This window comes from Streptomyces sp. YKOK-I1, from assembly GCF_054660435.1.
On the sequence record NZ_BAAGDR010000001.1, the window covers coordinates 4,775,633 to 4,791,426 of the forward strand.

General features: G+C 74.0%; 13 protein-coding genes. 8 read left to right on the top strand and 5 right to left on the bottom strand.

All coding sequences use genetic code 11. From position 1 onward, the window contains the following. Positions 1 to 121: 121 nt before the first annotated feature. Positions 122 to 3,247 (bottom strand): sacsin N-terminal ATP-binding-like domain-containing protein, encoded by a 3,126-nt coding sequence (locus tag ACYQ8Q_RS20895; protein ID WP_460066972.1) that lies wholly within the window; start codon positions 3,245 to 3,247, stop codon positions 122 to 124. 337 nt (positions 3,248 to 3,584) lie between these two features. Next, positions 3,585 to 4,514, bottom strand: coding sequence for a DUF3027 domain-containing protein (locus tag ACYQ8Q_RS20900; RefSeq protein ID WP_460066974.1), 930 nt, complete (start codon positions 4,512 to 4,514; stop codon positions 3,585 to 3,587). Between the two features lie 314 nt (positions 4,515 to 4,828). Between ACYQ8Q_RS20900 and ACYQ8Q_RS20905 the strand changes: the two genes are divergently transcribed. From ACYQ8Q_RS20905 to ACYQ8Q_RS20920, 4 genes are all read left to right on the top strand, one after another. Then, entirely contained in the window at positions 4,829 to 6,271 is a 1,443-nt protein-coding gene (locus ACYQ8Q_RS20905; protein ID WP_460066976.1) for an MFS transporter, read from the top strand. A 62-nt stretch (positions 6,272 to 6,333) separates the two neighbouring features. Continuing rightward, entirely contained in the window at positions 6,334 to 6,819 is a 486-nt protein-coding gene (locus ACYQ8Q_RS20910; RefSeq protein ID WP_460066978.1) for a DUF2771 domain-containing protein, read from the top strand. Beyond that, positions 6,789 to 7,541, top strand: a complete 753-nt coding sequence (locus ACYQ8Q_RS20915; RefSeq protein WP_460066980.1) for a futalosine hydrolase — start codon at positions 6,789 to 6,791, stop codon at positions 7,539 to 7,541. The genes ACYQ8Q_RS20910 and ACYQ8Q_RS20915 overlap by 31 nt, the downstream gene beginning before the upstream one ends. Then, positions 7,528 to 8,382 carry a 1,4-dihydroxy-6-naphthoate synthase gene (locus ACYQ8Q_RS20920; RefSeq protein WP_460066982.1) on the top strand — a complete coding sequence of 285 codons (855 nt, stop codon included), beginning with the start codon at positions 7,528 to 7,530 and terminating at the stop codon, positions 8,380 to 8,382. The genes ACYQ8Q_RS20915 and ACYQ8Q_RS20920 overlap by 14 nt, the downstream gene beginning before the upstream one ends. Before the next feature lie 4 nt (positions 8,383 to 8,386). On the opposite strand, the gene ACYQ8Q_RS20925 is transcribed toward ACYQ8Q_RS20920, so the two are convergent. Continuing rightward, complete coding sequence (locus ACYQ8Q_RS20925; protein WP_340378024.1) at positions 8,387 to 8,770, bottom strand: cold-shock protein; 384 nt, start codon at positions 8,768 to 8,770, stop codon at positions 8,387 to 8,389. Between the two features lie 179 nt (positions 8,771 to 8,949). On the opposite strand from ACYQ8Q_RS20925, the gene ACYQ8Q_RS20930 reads away from it, so the two are divergent. Further along, positions 8,950 to 9,207 (top strand): hypothetical protein, encoded by a 258-nt coding sequence (locus ACYQ8Q_RS20930; protein WP_460066983.1) that lies wholly within the window; start codon positions 8,950 to 8,952, stop codon positions 9,205 to 9,207. 13 nt (positions 9,208 to 9,220) lie between these two features. Here the strand turns inward: ACYQ8Q_RS20930 and ACYQ8Q_RS20935 are convergent, their stop codons facing one another. Next, positions 9,221 to 9,844 (bottom strand): HAD family hydrolase, encoded by a 624-nt coding sequence (locus ACYQ8Q_RS20935; RefSeq protein WP_460066986.1) that lies wholly within the window; start codon positions 9,842 to 9,844, stop codon positions 9,221 to 9,223. A gap of 39 nt (positions 9,845 to 9,883) precedes the next feature. After that, positions 9,884 to 10,795: a hypothetical protein gene (locus ACYQ8Q_RS20940; RefSeq protein WP_460066988.1), complete on the bottom strand. Its 912-nt coding sequence runs from the start codon at positions 10,793 to 10,795 to the stop codon at positions 9,884 to 9,886. 85 nt (positions 10,796 to 10,880) lie between these two features. On the opposite strand from ACYQ8Q_RS20940, the gene ACYQ8Q_RS20945 reads away from it, so the two are divergent. The 3 genes from ACYQ8Q_RS20945 (at position 10,881) to ACYQ8Q_RS20955 (ending at position 15,738) form a co-directional block, all read left to right on the top strand. After that, the gene (locus ACYQ8Q_RS20945) at positions 10,881 to 13,436 is read left to right on the top strand and encodes a helicase-associated domain-containing protein (protein ID WP_460066990.1); all 2,556 of its coding nucleotides are present in this window, start codon (positions 10,881 to 10,883) and stop codon (positions 13,434 to 13,436) included. A 194-nt stretch (positions 13,437 to 13,630) separates the two neighbouring features. Further along, entirely contained in the window at positions 13,631 to 14,824 is a 1,194-nt protein-coding gene (locus ACYQ8Q_RS20950; RefSeq protein ID WP_460066992.1) for an NAD(P)/FAD-dependent oxidoreductase, read from the top strand. Then, positions 14,821 to 15,738 carry an RNA polymerase sigma-70 factor gene (locus ACYQ8Q_RS20955; RefSeq protein WP_460066993.1) on the top strand — a complete coding sequence of 306 codons (918 nt, stop codon included), beginning with the start codon at positions 14,821 to 14,823 and terminating at the stop codon, positions 15,736 to 15,738. The genes ACYQ8Q_RS20950 and ACYQ8Q_RS20955 overlap by 4 nt, the downstream gene beginning before the upstream one ends. The last annotated feature ends 56 nt before the right edge of the window (positions 15,739 to 15,794 follow it).

The following is a 15,794-nucleotide window of genomic DNA, read 5'->3' on the forward strand; positions in this document are numbered from 1 at the left end:
CATGAGGTGAGATCAACGGGGGATGTGAATAGTTGTACGAAGTGGAGAAGATTTCTGACGGGTTTTCCGCTGGGGCCCGTCCGACGAGGTCGGACGGGCCCCTGCCGTGTCGGCCCCGGCGTCAGTCGAACCAGCGGTCCCGGGCCAGTTCCCCCGTGCGGGACGGGTCCTCCAGGAGGGCCGCGACCTCGAAGCGGCGGGGCCACTGGCCTGCGGCCCAGGCGAGGCCGGCGGCCACGCCCTCCAGGGTGGCGGCGTGCAGGACGCCGTCGTCGGTGAGGCGCCAGTCCAGTTCCACGCCGTCGACGACGAGTTCCTCGTGTTCGACGTAGACGGACGGGGTGCGCGGGCCGAGGAGGACGTGGACCGCTTCCGGTACGTCGTGTTCCGCGCCCTCCGAGTCGATCCGTCCCGTCACGGACTCGCTCAGCCGCCGTACCTGGAACAGCTCGGCCAGTTCGGCGGCGCGGGACGGGCGGACCGGGAGGAGCGGGACGCCCTCCGTGAAGGGCAGCAGGTCGGGGGAGTCGACGACCACCGCGTCGGCGGCGTCCACGACCTCCACCCGGCCGTCCACGACCGCCCGCAGCTCGTCGGGGAGGGTGACCTGCTCGGGGTCCAGGTCGGCCAGCGCGCCGTAGAGACCGTGCAGCTGGGCGGGGGTGACCGGGCGGTCGGGGTCGGCGAGGCGGTCGAGGAGCTCGGCGGCACCGCCCGGCTCGTCGAGCAGCGCCGCCACCGAGGTCCGTACGCCCAGCGCCCGCAGGACCTGCTCGTCGTCGAAACCGGTCGCGTCGGCCTCGTCGTACAGGCTGTGCAGGAGCGGGTCGCCGCCCGCCGCCAGCAGACCGGCGGGCCGGCGGCCGTCGAGGACCGGGTGGCCGCGCAGCCACCATGCCGTGTAGGGGCGTACGACCTCATGGGTGCCGTCGGGCAGCAGGATCCGCACGGGCTGGGTGAGGGCGTCGCGCAGGGGCGGCTGGGCCAGCAGGGCGAGGGCCTGGGGCCAGCGGTCGTCGTCGACCAGGTCGAGGTCGCGGACGGCGACGAGTTCGGTGGCCACCGGCGGGACCGGTGAGTCGGGGAAGCGGTCGAGGATGTCCTCGCACCAGACGTCCACCGCGTCCAGCAGGCCCGCGTCGTCCGGCTCGGCGAAGTCGCCCTCTCGGGGCTCCAGTTCGTCGGGATCGAGGACGACGTCGGTGGCGCGGACAAGGGCGAAGGTGGCCAGGACGCCGACCGCGGCGAGCGGGGCCTCGCCCCAGCGCTCAACCAACTCGGCGTCGGCGAAGGCGAGTTCGTCCTCGCGGATGACGGAGGCGAACGGGCTTCCCGGCAGGACGAGTTCGCCCGCGGGGACGAGTTCGCCGTCCTCGTCGGGCAGCGCGAGGGCGCCCAGCCAGGGCTCGTCGCCCGGTTCGAGGGCCGCGTCGCGGACGAGGGTGAGGACGGTCTCGGCGAGTTCCTCGGCGTCGGGGGTGTCCCGGTCGTCCCAGGCGCCGCCGTCGTCGTCGAGGGAGGCGGCGACCGCGGCCCGCACCTGCGGGGTGGTGAGCACCGCGCGCGGCGTGGCGGGCAGGGCGCCGAGCTTCTCCAGCAGGGGGTGCGCGGCGTCCGCGTGGGCGACCTTCAGACCGAGGCGGGCGAGGACCTCCGGGTCGGCCCCGGCCTCGTCCGCGACGGGCAGCAGGACCTGACGCGGGCCGATGGTCGTACGTCCGTCGGCGAGCGGCACAGGCAGTCCGGACAGCCGGTCCGGGTCGACGCCTGCGAGGCTGTCGTAGAGCCGGTACCACCACTCCGGGTCCTTCTCCAGCCCGGCGAGGCGGTCGACGGCGTCGGCGAGCGGGATGCGGGCGACCCCGAGCGTGCGCAGCTCGACGCGGCGCTCCAGACCGGCGGGGAGGAGGGTCGGGAGGACCTCGGCGAGGACCCGTACGGTGTCCGCGCCCGCGCCCTCGACCACCTCGGCGTCCCGCGGGCGCAGCGCCTCGGGCAGGTCGTCCTCGTCCTTGACGGGCTCGACGGCGGGCGGCAGGAAGGCGGTGCGCGGCAGCCGCTCCAGGATCGCCCGGCGCAGCGCCCCGTCCAGCTCGCCCTTGCCGAGCGGGCCGGGCACGAGGTCGATGATGCCGGGGGTCACCGGGCGCCAGTCGGCGAGGAGTTCGGCGTAGGCGTCGGCCGCGCGCTCGACCAGGTGGTCGGTGAGCGGGCCGGGGGCCGCGTGCCGGCGGGTGGTGTCCAGCGGGAAGGACGCGATGAGCAGGGCGGGCACGCCGAGCGGTTCGTCGCTGGGCGTGGGGGCGTGCACGACGGGGCTGGTGCGGGGCCGGGCGGGGGCGTCCTGCTCGTCCACGGGGACGGCCCAGGTGACCGACCAGTGCGCCCGCTGCCGCTCCTCGACCGGGCGGTCGGCGAGCAGCTCGGGCGTGAGCGGCCCGTGCGCGGCGGCCGTGCGCCAGCGGGTGGTGCCCTCGCGGGAGTCCGTTACGACGGTGAGGGCGCCGTCGGTGGAGCGGTGCAGGGTGCGGGGCGCGTCGGCGCCGGTCTCGATCACGACCTCCGTCAGGCCCGGCAGGGCGAGGAGGAGGGCGTCGTCGACGGCGGCGAGGAGGCGTTCGGCGAGGTCGGCGGCGGCCGCGTCGCGCAGCGGGAGGATGACGGCGGTGTCGTACGGGTCCGGGGCGGTGCCCTGGGCGGCGAAGGGGAGGCGCAGGAGGGGGACGTGTCCGTCGCGGCGGCGCAGCTCGTCGCCGAGGCCGGGGCTGTGGCGGGCGGTGTCGGCGGCCAGCTCGCGGGCCTCGGCGAGGTCCCAGCGGACGCCGCCGTGCCGGCCGACGACGGCGGGCTCGTCGGTGACGGAGAGGACGGCGGCGAAGCCGACGCCGAAGCGGCCCACGGACACCTGCTGGGTGTCGCGCTTGGCGGAGGCGCGCAGGGTGGCGAGGGATTCCACGCCGGCCGCGTCCAGGGCGGCGCCGGTGTTGGCGGCGACGAGGACGCCGTCGCGGAGGGTGAGCCGCAGCCGGCCGGGCACGCCGGCGCGGGCGGCCGCGTCGGCGGCGTTCTGGGCGAGCTCCACGACGAGACGGTCACGGTAGCCGCCGAGGACGAGGTCCTCCTCGGCGTTGGCGTCCTCACGGAAGCGGGCGGGACTGGTGGCCCAGGCGTCCAGGACGCCGCGGCGCAGGCGGGCCGTGCCGAAGGGATCAGCGCCCTCGGGTGCCGGCCGCACGAACTTGCTCACGTTCACTCTCCTCGTCGGCGTGAGGAGAAGGTATCGCGCACCGCGGCCCCCCACGGCCGCCGCCCGGACGGAGCAGCGGGGGCCGGCTGAAGACGGACGAGCGGTCTCCGGACACCCTTGAGTACGTGATCAGCGAGAACTGCTGACCGGCGCCCCGGAACCACGATGCCCCGGCCGCCCGGAACCACGGTGCCCGGCCGCCCGGATCCGTGGCCACCCGGTTCACCGGCCGCCCGGACCCACGGTTCCCCGGTACTCCGGCCGCCCGGACCCACGGTTCCTCAGCTCCCCGGCCCCCTGGCTCCCGGCTCCCAAGCCCCCCTGGTGGGCCGGAGGCCTACGCGTGGCCCAGTTCCTCCGTCGCCTCGTCGGGGGCGGCGGGGACCGAGCCCGAGTCCGGGGCCGGGCGGAGCGGGAAGGGGTCCACCCTGGTCTCGTCGATCACCGGCGCGGGCGGCTGCGGGGGCTTCGGCATGACCGCGGCCTCGGAGTGGCCGCCGCAGCCGTACGCCAGGGAGACGACCCGGCCGTCCGCCGGGGAGAACTCGTTGGCGCAGACGCCGAAGGCCTGGCCGAGGGAGCCGCCGATGGGGGTGAGGAAGCCGCAGCTGACACAGGTCGCGGGGGCGGCCTGGGCCATGGGCGTCTTGGCGCCGAAGGACTCGTCCCAGCGGTCGGCGGCGGTGTGCAGGCCGTAGCGGGACAGGACCCGGGCGCGGCGCAGGCCCAGCTCCTCGGCGATCGAGGAGATCGAGCCGCGGGCCGGGACCGTGGGCAGGGCGGCCGGCGGGGCCGCGGCGGTCACCTCGGCGTCCTCGGCCTCGACCAGGTCGGCCATCTCGTGCGAGACGGGGGCGTTCGGCGCCGGCTCGTCCTCGCCGGAGTACCCGGGCTCCAGCCGCAGGTCCTCGGCGTCGGTGGGCAGCAGATCGCCGGGGCCCATGTCGCCGGGGCGCAGCCGCTCGCTCCAGGGGACCCACTCGGGGGCGAGGACGGCGTCCGGTCCGGGCAGCAGGACGACCTCGTCGAGGGTGACGATCTTGGCGCGGGAGGCACGGGCCACGGTGGCCGCCCAGCGCCAGCCCCGGTAGCCGAGCTCCTTGCACTCGAAGTAGTGCGTGACCACCCGGTCACCCTCGGAGAGCAGGCCTACGTGCTCGCCGATCACGCCGGGCGCGGCGGCCTCCTCGGCGGCGGCACGGGCGAGGTCGACGGCCTCGGCGCACAGGCGGTCGGGGGTGCGGCTTCGCGTGGTCGCTGCGCTCACAGGTATCGCTTCTCTCCTACGCCGTCTCTCTGGTGCGCCGGCCTGAAGGCGGCGGGTGCGGACGGAGCGGACCGAAGGGCCGCGTCTTACGTCCGCGCCCGATCGCGCTCGGGCGCACCTGCTGTCATCCATTCTGCTGGATGCCGGGGAGGCGCGCGGCCGAGAACGATCGCCACGGCGCGCTACGCACGCTACCTTCTCCGCGACGTTCGGCCTACACCGACGGGACGTTTCCCCGCACCGGACCGTACCGGACCCCCTCCATCCGCGCGGTAACCGCACTACGCGGGCCTTTCTCGGGGCACTATGACGGAGTGGCAGCCGCGAAAGCATCCCAAGGTGCCACCGGGACCGGTGGGACGAGGGGATCGAAAGGACCGAAGCGAACGGGCCGGATCGGCGGGTCGGGCCGGATCGGCGGGTCCGTCCGTGCCGTCGGCCGTGCCCTGCATCTTCCGTTCACCGGCACGGCCCGCGGCATCAGGAAGGCCACGCACGCGCACGGCGCCGGGGAGTCCGGCCTCGGCAAGCTGATCGAGCTGCACGCGGTGAACGGCGCGGGGGACGTGATGATCACCGTCGCGCTCGCCTCCACCGTCTTCTTCTCGGTACCGACGGACGAGGCCCGGGGCCGGGTGGCGCTGTACCTCGCCATCACCATGGCGCCCTTCACGGTCCTCGCCCCCGTGATCGGCCCGCTCCTGGACAAGCTGCCGCACGGCCGCCGGGCGGCGATGGCCGGCGCGATGTTCGCCCGGGCCCTGCTGGCGCTGATCATCGCCGGGGCGGTCGCGACCGGCAGTCTGGAGCTGTATCCGGCGGCGCTGGGCGTGCTGGTCGCGTCGAAGGCGTACGGCGTGGTCCGCAGCGCCGTGGTGCCCCGTCTCCTGCCGCCCCGTTTCTCGCTGGTAAAGGCGAACTCGCGGGTCACCCTGGGCGGGCTCCTCGCCACCGGTGTGGCCGCCCCCGTGGCGGCGGGGCTGCACGCGATCGGGGAACGCTGGCCGCTCTACGGCGCCTTCGTGATCTTCATGGCGGGTACGTTCCTGTCGTTCTCCCTGCCGCCGAAGGTGGACTCGGCGAAGGGCGAGGACATCGCGCTGCTCGCGGCGGACGAGGAGCATCTGCACGGCCCGCACCGGCAGCCGGTCAAGCGCCCCGGTCTGCGGACCGTCGGCATCGCGGTCACCCACGCCCTCGGTGCGAACGCGGCGCTGCGCTGGCTGTCCGGCTTCCTGACCTTCTTCCTCGCCTTCCTGCTGCGCGAGCACCCGCTGACCGGGTCCAGCGCGGCCGTGTCGCTGGGCATGGTGGCGGTCGCGGCGGGCGTGGGCAACGCGCTCGGTACGGCGGTGGGGGCGTGGCTGCGGGCCCGGGCGCCGGAGATCATCATCGTGACGGTCCTCGCGGTGGTCCTGGGCGCGGCGATCACGGCGGCGATCTTCTTCGGCGCCTTCCTGGTGGCGTGTCTGACGGCGACGACCGGGTTCTGTCTGGCGCTGGCGAAGCTGTCGCTGGACGCGCTGATCCAGCGGGACGTGCCGGAGCTGGTGCGCACCTCGGCGTTCGCCCGTTCGGAGACCATGCTGCAGATGGCGTGGGTGCTGGGCGGCGCGATCGGCATCGTGATGCCGCTCAACGGCACGCTGGGCCTGTGCGTGGCCGCCGGTGTCCTCGCGCTCGGCTGGCTGACGACGGTGCGTGGTCTGATCGGCTCGGCCCGTCACGGAGGAGCGCCGAAGTCCCGCGTGGCGTAACACACAGCGGCATGGCCCCCCGCATAAGGAGACCGCCGCACCCGCCCGATAGCCTTCGCCCCATGACCACGCTGCACTCCGTAACGCGACGCCGCGCCGTCGCCACCGCCGGCGCCGTTTCCGCCGGACTGCTCGTCCTGTCGGCCTGCGACAAGCCGACGCCGCTGTCCACGATCACCGTCGGCCGCACCTCGGTCAGCTCCGAGGCGACCTGCGGCGGCGAGGGCAAGGCGCTGAACTCCGCCGCCCTGACGAAGTGCCTGGCCGACAAGGACATCAAGTCCATCGACGTCGACCCGGACGAGACGGTCCGCTTCGGTGTCGACCCCGACATCGCGGACAAGCGCTGGACCATCCTGATGAACGGTCAGCCGCTCACCGAGGACAGCGACAAGACGTACCGCACCATCCCGGGCAGCGTGTTCTTCAACGCCCAGTACGGCGCCCAGGGCGACTCGACGCTCGTCACCATCAAGGCCGGCGACGGCAAGAAGGACAGCCAGACCGCGACCGGTCTGTGGTCGTTCAAGCTGAAGAAGGACGACTAGTCACGTCCTCCGCCCGCATCCTCGTGGCCACCGCGGTCCCTGCAGAACGGGACGCGGTGGCACGGGCGTTTCCGGAGCCCGGCCGTCCGGTGTCCCTGCCCGGGGGGGAGCTCCACCGCACCGGCGGGTCGTACGACCTCCTCGCCGCCGGGGTCGGCCCGGCGCTCGCCGCCGCGTCCGTCTCCGCCGCGCTGACCGCCGCGACGCTGGCCGGTGAGCCGTACGGCCTGGTCGTCTCGGCCGGTATCGCCGGCGGCTTCCTGCCGGACGCGCCCGTCGGCTCGCTGGTGGTCGCGGACCGGATCACCGTCGCCGACCTGGGCGCGGAGAGCGCGGAGGGCTTCCTGCCGGTCACCGAGCTGGGCTTCGGCACCGTCACCCATCGTCCGCCGGACTCACTCGTACGGGCGGCCGGGGACGCCACCGGGGCCCGTACCGGCGAGATCCTGACCGTCTCCACGGTCACCGGCACCGCCGCCCGCGCCGCGGCCCTGCGCGCACGCCACCCCGACGCCCTGGCCGAGGCCATGGAGGGGTTCGGGGTCGCCGAGGCGGCCGGCGCGCACGGCACCCCCGTCCTGGAGATCCGCGCGGTCTCCAACCCCGTGGGCCCCCGCGACCGCGCGGCCTGGCGCATCGGCGAGGCGCTGGCCGCGCTGACGACGGCGTTCGGGAAGCTCGCGCCCGTCCTGGAGAGTGGGAACAGACATGACGACCGGTGAGCAGCCCCTGCGGATCGCGTACTCCCCCTGCCCGAACGACACGTTCGTCTTCGACGCCCTCGCCCACGGCCGGGTGCCGGGCGCGCCAGCGCTGGACGTGACGTTCGCGGACATCGACGTCACCAACGGCATGGCCGAGCGGGGCGAGTTCGATGCGCTGAAGGTGTCGTACGCCGTGCTGCCGTACGTCCTCGACGCGTACGCGCTGCTGCCGTGCGGGGGTGCGCTGGGCCGGGGCTGCGGTCCGCTGGTCCTGACCCGGGAGGCGGGGCTCGACCTGACCGGCCGCACGGTCGCGGTGCCCTCCGAGAAGTCGACGGCGTACCTGCTGTTCCGCCTGTGGGCGGCGGACACGCTCCCCGCCGGAGTCGGCGAGATCGTGGTCCTGCCCTTCCACGAGATCATGCCCGCCGTACGGGACGGCAAGGTCGACGCGGGGCTCGTCATCCACGAGGCGCGCTTCACGTACCAGAACTACGGTCTGCACAAGCTCGCCGACATGGGCGAGCACTGGGAGTCCACCACGGGCCTGCCGATCCCGCTGGGCGCGATCATCGCCAGGCGCTCCCTGGGCCCGGACACCCTGACCGCCCTGGCCTGCGCGATCCGCACCTCCGTACACACCGCCTGGGACGCCCCCGAGATCTCCCGCCCGTACGTCATGGCCCACGCCCAGGAGATGGACCCCGCGGTCGCCGACCAGCACATCGGCCTGTACGTCAACGAGTTCACGGCAGACCTGGGCGAGGCCGGCTACGCCGCGGTCAGAGGCCTGCTCACCCGCGCGGCGGCCGAGGGACTGGTGCCGCCCCTCGGCCCGGATGCACTGGAGTTTCCCTGAAGGGTCAGACGTCCAGCTGGTCGGCGACCGCGCGCAGCAGGCCGGCGATCTTCTTGCCGGAGGCCTTGTCGGGGTAGCGGCCCTTCTCCAGCATCGGCGTGATGTTCTCGAGGAGGGTCGTCAGGTCCTGCACGATGGAGGCCAGTTCGTCCGGCTTCTTGCGCTGGGCCGCCGCGACGGAGGGCGTCGGGTCGAGGAGGACGACGGAGAGCGCCTGGTCGCCGCGCTGTCCGGCGACGACACCGAACTCCACTCGCTGGCCCGGCTTCAGGGCCTCGACTCCGGCGGGGAGGACCGAGGAATGGACGAAGACGTCACCGCCGTCGTCACGGGAGAGAAAGCCGAAGCCCTTCTCGCTGTTGAACCACTTGACCTTGCCGGTAGGCACGTCTGTCCTCGTCCTCGTACTCGTCGGAAACTTGCTTCTGGAAAAAACAGCTGTGGAACGGCTCTTGAGAGCAGTCGGGCGGGTCGACCATGACCCGCCGGTACCAAGGCTAATGGTCTTCGGGCGGGTGACAAGACGTCGCCCGGTTGTTCCTTCGCGGTGGGAACTACCCTGGTCCGGTGCGTGACAAAACCCAAACGAATTCCGCCGCTCCCGGTGACCGACTGATCCGTGCCGGAGCCATCGTCTTCTTCGCCGGCGCCGTGGCCACCCTCGTCACGATCGCCCCGCTGCTCCTCGGTACGACGCCTTTTCCGACGTATATGTTCGGACTGAGCATGCTCATGGGCGTCGGATTCCTCGTCGCGGGCGCCGGAGTGCTCCAGTCGATCGCGGCGGGCCGGCGTCGGGCGCGGGCGGGAAATCAGCCCTCGTAGTCAGCCCAAGTGGTCAGCCCTCGTAGTCCGCGAACCACTCCCCGAACCGGGTCAGATCGTCGAGGACGACGTCCGCCCCGGCCTCGGTCAGCTCCGCGGCACTGCACGGCCCCGTGGCCACGCCCACCGAGTACGCCTCGGCGAGCCGGGCCCCGCGCACGTCCCCCACATGGTCGCCCACGTACACGGACGCGCCGTGCTCGCGCAGCGCGTCCGCCTTCTGCGCCGCCCACAGATCGCCGATCACCGCGTCGGGCCGCATGCCCAGGTGCTCCATGTGCAGCCTGGCGTTGGGTTCCCACTTCGCGGTGACGACGATCGCCTTCCCGCCGGCCCGCCGCACCGCCTCCAGCGCCTCGTGGGCGCCGGGCATCGCGAGCGTGCCGGTGACGGCGTACGCCGGGTAGATCTCGCGGTAGAGGCCGGCCATGGCCGCTATGTCCTCGGCCGGGAACCAGTGCGCCATCTCCTCCGCCAGCGGCGGCCCCAGCCGGGTGACCACCAGATCGGCGTCGATGTACGTCCCGGTCCGCGCGGACAGCTCCGTCCAGCAGGCGTGGATACCGGGCCGGGAGTCGACGAGGGTCATGTCGAGGTCGAAGCCGACGGTGCGGGCGCGGGGGGAGGCGACGGTCATGCGGGTCATTGTGCCCGGTCGGCGCCCTCCGCCTGCGGCCTATTTCCGCCGCTGCGAACGCCAGACCAGGAACAGCGCCGACGCCACCGCCGCGCCCCGCACCACCCACGGCCAGGTCTCGCCGATCGCGTCGTTCATGTGCCCCTCGGCGATGGGCGCACCCCAGCGGCCCTCGCTGCGGCCCCACAGCCACACCAGCCCGGCGGCGACGGACAGCCCCGGCAGCCACATGACCGCCAGCTTGGTCTCCCGGTCGGTCAGCCGGCGCGAGACATAGGCGACGGCCCAGCCCGCGACCAGCAGCAACAGGTTCCCGAGCACCGCGCCGACGACGAGGGCGAGGGCGGCGAGCAGCAGCAGGGGGTTGCTCCAGCCGCCGCTCGGCAGGGCGGGCAGGAACCGCCGCCGCCCCTTGACCGCCGCGGCCTCCTCCTTCGGCGTCTCCTTCGGCGTCTCCTCGGGCTCCGTCTGCTCCTTCTCGGGCCGCGGCGGCCGGAGCATCTCCGCGATCTCGACCCCGCCGACGAATCCGGGCACCTCGTCGCCCACGGCGAACGGATCGCCCTCCCGCTCCCACCAGTCGGGCACCCGCACCTCGTCGGCGAGCGCCCCCGACCGGGGCCCGGGCACCTTCGCCGGCCCCGGGGGAGCCGGCGGCGGCCGGTCCTCGTCGTCCCGCTGTACGGGCACGGAGGGCGTCGGCGCCTGCGGGGCACCCGCGCCGCTGTCGGCCGCGGCGGCGACGACGTCGTCCGGGGTGCCGAGGCGGTCGATGATCCGGCGGACGGCGGCGGGCGAGTCGACGGTCGCCCTGGACCGGCGCCGGTCGATCTCGTTGCGCAACTCGGACACGAGCCGCATCCGGGTGGCCGACGACAACTGCTGCTGCTGTGCGACGTCGCCGACGCGGCTCAGATACTCGTAGACGACCTGGTCGCTCTCGATCCCCACGGGGAGGACGCTATCGCGCGAGCCCGCCGAAGCGGGGGTCCCGCGGCGCAGCCCCCGGGAACGGCGACCCGCTAACGTGGGCAAGATGAGCACCGAGGACCACCCGGCCCCCCGGTCCCTCGCGGAAGCGCTCCGCGGCAGGGACGACGCCTCCCTGGCCGCCCTCCTGCGCAGCCGCCCCGACCTCGTCACCCCGGTCCCCGGCGACCTCACCCAGCTCGCCACCCGGGCCGGCACCCGTGCCTCCGTGGTACGCGCGCTGGAGCGGCTCGACCGGTTCGCCCTGCAGACCGCGGAGGCGCTGGCGGTGGCCGCTGACCCGTCGTCGTACGACGAACTGCTCGGCCTGATGGCCGGGGACGCCCGCGACCCGGAGGTGTCGGCCGCGCTGCCCGCCGCCCTCGCGGCGCTGCGCGAGCAGGCGCTGGTGTGGGGCGCCGACGACCGTCTGCGTCTGGTGCGCACCGCCCGTGAGCTGCTGGCCCCGTCGCCGCAGCATCCGTCCCCCACCGGCCTCGGCCCGAGTGTGCGGGAGGCGACGGCGGGGATGTCACCGGGCCGGATCCAGGAGATCGTGGCGACGGCCGGGCTGCCGTCCACGCACGACTCGGTGTCCGCCGTGGAGGCGCTGACCTCTCTCTTCACCCACCGCAGGAAGATGAAGGCCCTGCTGGCCAAGGCTCCGGCGGAGTCCCTGGAGGTGCTGGAGCGGCTGGTGTGGGGCCCGCCGTACGGCCAGGTCACCCATGATCCCGCGCCGCGGCTGCGCTGGCTGCTGGACCGTGCCCTGCTGCTGCCGACGGCACCCGGCACGGTCGTCCTCCCCCGCGAGGTCGCCCTGCATCTGCGGGCCGGACGGGCGCACCGGGCGCCGGAGCCGCTGCCGCCCGCCGTGGAGCCGGCCGCCGCCCACCGTCCACAGGTGGTGGACGGTACGGCGGCCGGGCAGGCGTACACCGCGCTGGCGACGGTGGAGGAGCTGCTGAAGGACTGGGACGAGGGCGGCCCCGCGGTGCTGCGGGCCGGCGGGCTGAGTGTGCGGGACCTGAAGCGGACCGCCGTCGCCCTCGACGTACCGGAGCCGGTCGCGGCCTTCTGGGTGGAGCTGGCGTACGCCGCCGGGCTGATCGCCTCCGACGGCGAGGCCGACGAGCGGTACGCGGCGACCCCGGCGTACGACGAGTGGCTGGAGCGGCCCGCCGCCGAGCGCTGGGCACAGCTCGCCCAGGCGTGGCTGGCGGCGACCCGGACGTCCGGTGTGGTCGGCGGGCGGGACGCCAAGGAGCGGGCGCTGTCGGCGCTCGGCCCCGGCCTCGACCGCTCCGCCGCGCCCGAGGTGCGCCACCGGGTGCTGTCGCTGCTGGCCGCCCTGCCGGAGGGCGCCGCACCGGACCCCGGGGCGGTCCTGGCCCGGCTCCGCTGGGAACGCCCCCTGCGCGGCCCGCAGACCGCCTCTCCCGCTCCCCAGGGCGAGGACGACCTCCGCTCCCGTTTGGCCCGCTGGACGCTCACCGAGGCCGAGCTGCTCGGTGTGACCGGACGCGGCGCGCTGTCGGCACAGGGCCGGGCCCTGATCGGCGGGTCACCGGCCGCCCCCGGCCGGCACCCGGAACCGGAGGGTCCGGGCGACAAGCTCCCGGTCCACCACCACCGCACGGCCGCCCCCCTCGCCCCGCTGTCCCCGCCCGAGCAGGCCATGGCCGTCGCGGCCGCGGCCCGTCTCCTGGCCCCGCTGCTGCCCGAGCCCCTGGACCACGTCCTGCTCCAGGCGGACCTCACGGCCGTGGCCCCCGGCCCCCTGCGCCGCCCGCTCGCCGAGGTGCTGGGCGTGCTCGCCGACGTGGAGTCCAAGGGCGGCGCGACCGTCTACCGCTTCACGCCCGGCTCCGTACGCCGCGCCCTGGACGCCGGCCGCAGCGCCTCCGACCTGCACGCCTTCCTCGCCCAGCACTCGCGTACGCCGGTGCCGCAGCCGCTCGCCTATCTGATCGACGACGTGGCGCGCCGGCACGGGCAGCTGCGGGTGGGCGCGGCCTCGGCGTACGTCCGCTGCGACGACGACACCGTGCTGAACGAGATCCTCGCCGACAAGCGGGCGGGCGCGCTGCGGCTGCGCCGCCTCGCCCCGACGGTGCTCGCGGCCCAGGCCGATCCCGCGACCCTCCTCGAAGGGCTGCGGGCGATGGGGTACGCCCCCGCCGCCGAGTCCGCCGAGGGCGATGTCCTGATCACCCGCGCCCACGCCCACCGCACCCCGCCCCGCACGGCCCCCGAGCCGGTCCCCGACGGTCCCCCGGTCCCCGACGCGACCCTCCTCACGGCGGCGGTCCGGGCGATCCGGGCGGGCGACCTGGCCTCGACGGCCCCCCGCAAACCCACGGGCACGGCGACCGCGCTCGCCCCCGGCGAACTCCCCCGCACCAGCCCCGCCGAGACCCTGGCCACCATGCAGGCCGCCGTCCTGACCGGCGAGGCCCTCTGGATCGGCTACGTCAACGCGGAGGGCTCCGCCAGCCAGCGCGTCATCGCCCCCGTACGGGTGGAGGGCGGCTTCGTCACGGCGTACGACCACACGGCGGACGAGGTGAGGACGTACCCGCTGCACCGGATCACGGGGGTGGCGGAGCTGGCGGACGACTAAGTGGTCGGCTCCAGAAGTGATGGCGATCGGTGATGTGGGGGCGGTTCGTTTCGAGCGAAGTGCTGATGCCTCACACTCCCTGCTCTCGATGTGATGCAGGTCACATCGACCCCATGTCACGAACGGAAGGGCAGCTTGCGTCTGGTGGTCGTCCGCACAGCGGGTACGACCGACGCGAAAGAGACAGCAGAGCGATGAACGCGACAGCAGCGCAGCAGCACGAGGTTCTGGTCCTGGGCGCCGGCTACGCCGGGCTCTCCGCCGCGATCCAGCTTGCGGCCCGCACCAGGAAACGCGGGAACCTGCGAGTGACACTGGTCAACCCCTACGACACCTTCACCGAGCGGCTCCGACTGCACATGACCGCCACTGGTCAGGAGACGGCCGAGATGAACATCCCGGGGCTGCTGGACGGCACCGGCGCCGCCTTCGTCCGTGGCTGGGTCACCGCCGTGGACGCCGAGGCGAAGACCGTCCGGATCGACGACGACCGGGTCCTGCGCTACGACACCCTGGTCTACGGCCTGGGCAGCATCGCGGACACCGTCGCCGTCCCCGGCGTGGACGACCACGCCTACACCCTCAACAGTCCGGAGGACGCAGCCCTCCTCGCCGACCGGCTGACCCGGCTCGACGGCGGCACCGTCGTGGTCGGCGGCAGCGGCCTCACCGGCGTCGAGGCCGCCGCGGAGATCGCCGAGCGGCACCCGGAACTCCGGGTGGTGCTGCTGGGCCGGCAGGAGCCGGGCGCGAGCATGCACCCGAAGGCCAAGGCCTACCTGGACGCGGCGCTCGCCCGGCTCGGCGTGCAGGTGCGCAGCGGCGTCGAGGTGGCCAAGGTGCTGCCGAACAACGTCGAGCTTGCGGACGGCTCCAGCATCCGGGCGGACGCGGTGCTGTGGGCCAGCGGCACCCGTGTCCCGCCGCTGGCGGCCGCCGCGGGCCTGACCGTCGACGAGCACGGCCGTGTGGTCACCGACAGCGCGCTGCGCTCGGTATCCCACCCGGACGTCTATGCCGTGGGCGACGCGGCGGCGATCCGTCAGGGCTACGGCGTGATGCACGGGACCTGTCAGAGCGGTATGCCCACCGGCGTACACGCGGCCCTCTCGATCCTGCGGGTGCTGGTCGGCAAGCAGCCCAAACCCTTCCGTTTCGGCTACTACCACACACCTGTCAGCCTGGGCCGGAGCGACGCCGTCGTGCAGTTCACCCACCCCGACGACAGCCCGCGCCGGCTCGTGCTGACCGGCAAGCGAGCCGCAAAGTACAAGGAGACGGTCACCGCCGCGCCATGGCCGACCTTCGCCCGCATGAAGAAGATGCCCGCCTCGGGCGCCCTCTGGCCGCACGGCGGCCGCTACACCCGGATTCGGAGCGCCAAGTGACCCAGCCGCAGCAGGCCGGCCCCGACCAGGTTGCCTTCCAGCAGTACCGCACCCTGCTCTTCTCCGTCGCCTACCGCATCCTCGGCACCGCCGCCGACGCCGAGGACGTGGTCCAGGACGCCTGGCTCAAGTGGTCGGCGGCCGACCGTTCCCAGGTCGCCGATCCCAAGGCCTACCTGACCCGGATCGTCTCCAACCTGGCGATGGAGCGGCTTCGTTCGACTCGCCACCAGCGCGAGACCTACGTCGGGCCATGGCTCCCCGAGCCGATCCTCACCGGCCCGGACACAGCTGACGGCGTCGCCACGACGGACTCGGTCTCCATGGCCCTGCTGGTTGTGCTGGAGACGCTGAGTCCCCTGGAGCGCGCGGTCTTCGTGCTGAAGGAGGTCTTCGCCTTCAGCCATGCGGAGATCGCGGAGGCGGTGGAACGCTCGGAGGCGGCGGTCCGGCAGGCCGCGCACCGCGCCCGCGAGCACGTCCAGGCCCGCCGGCCCCGTTTCACCGCGGACCGCGCCCGCCAACGCGATGTCACCGAGCGGTTCTTCGCAGCGACGGCGGGCGGCGACATCAACACCCTCATGGAGCTGCTCTCCCCGGACGTGACGCTGTGGACCGATGGCGGCGGCAAGGTCCGCCAGGCCCTCAAACCGGTCGTCGGCCTGGAGACCGTGGCCCGTTGGTTCGCCGCGCTCGGCACCGCGACCTACCAGGGCATCGAGCCCGGGCAGATGCGGACAGAGCTCACCTGGATCAACGGCGGCCCGGGCGTGGTCTTCCGCGGCCCGGACCGCGTGGTCGCCACGCTGACCTTCGACTTCGATCCAGAAGGCCGCATCTCGACCATCCACAACGTGGCCAACCCCGACAAGCTCCACGCAGTCGCCGACGGAACTCGGCACGAACTCTCCTGAGCCGCCTGATCGTTGTCGGCGCCCTCCGGAATCCACTGTGAGCGCCTCGGCCCGCT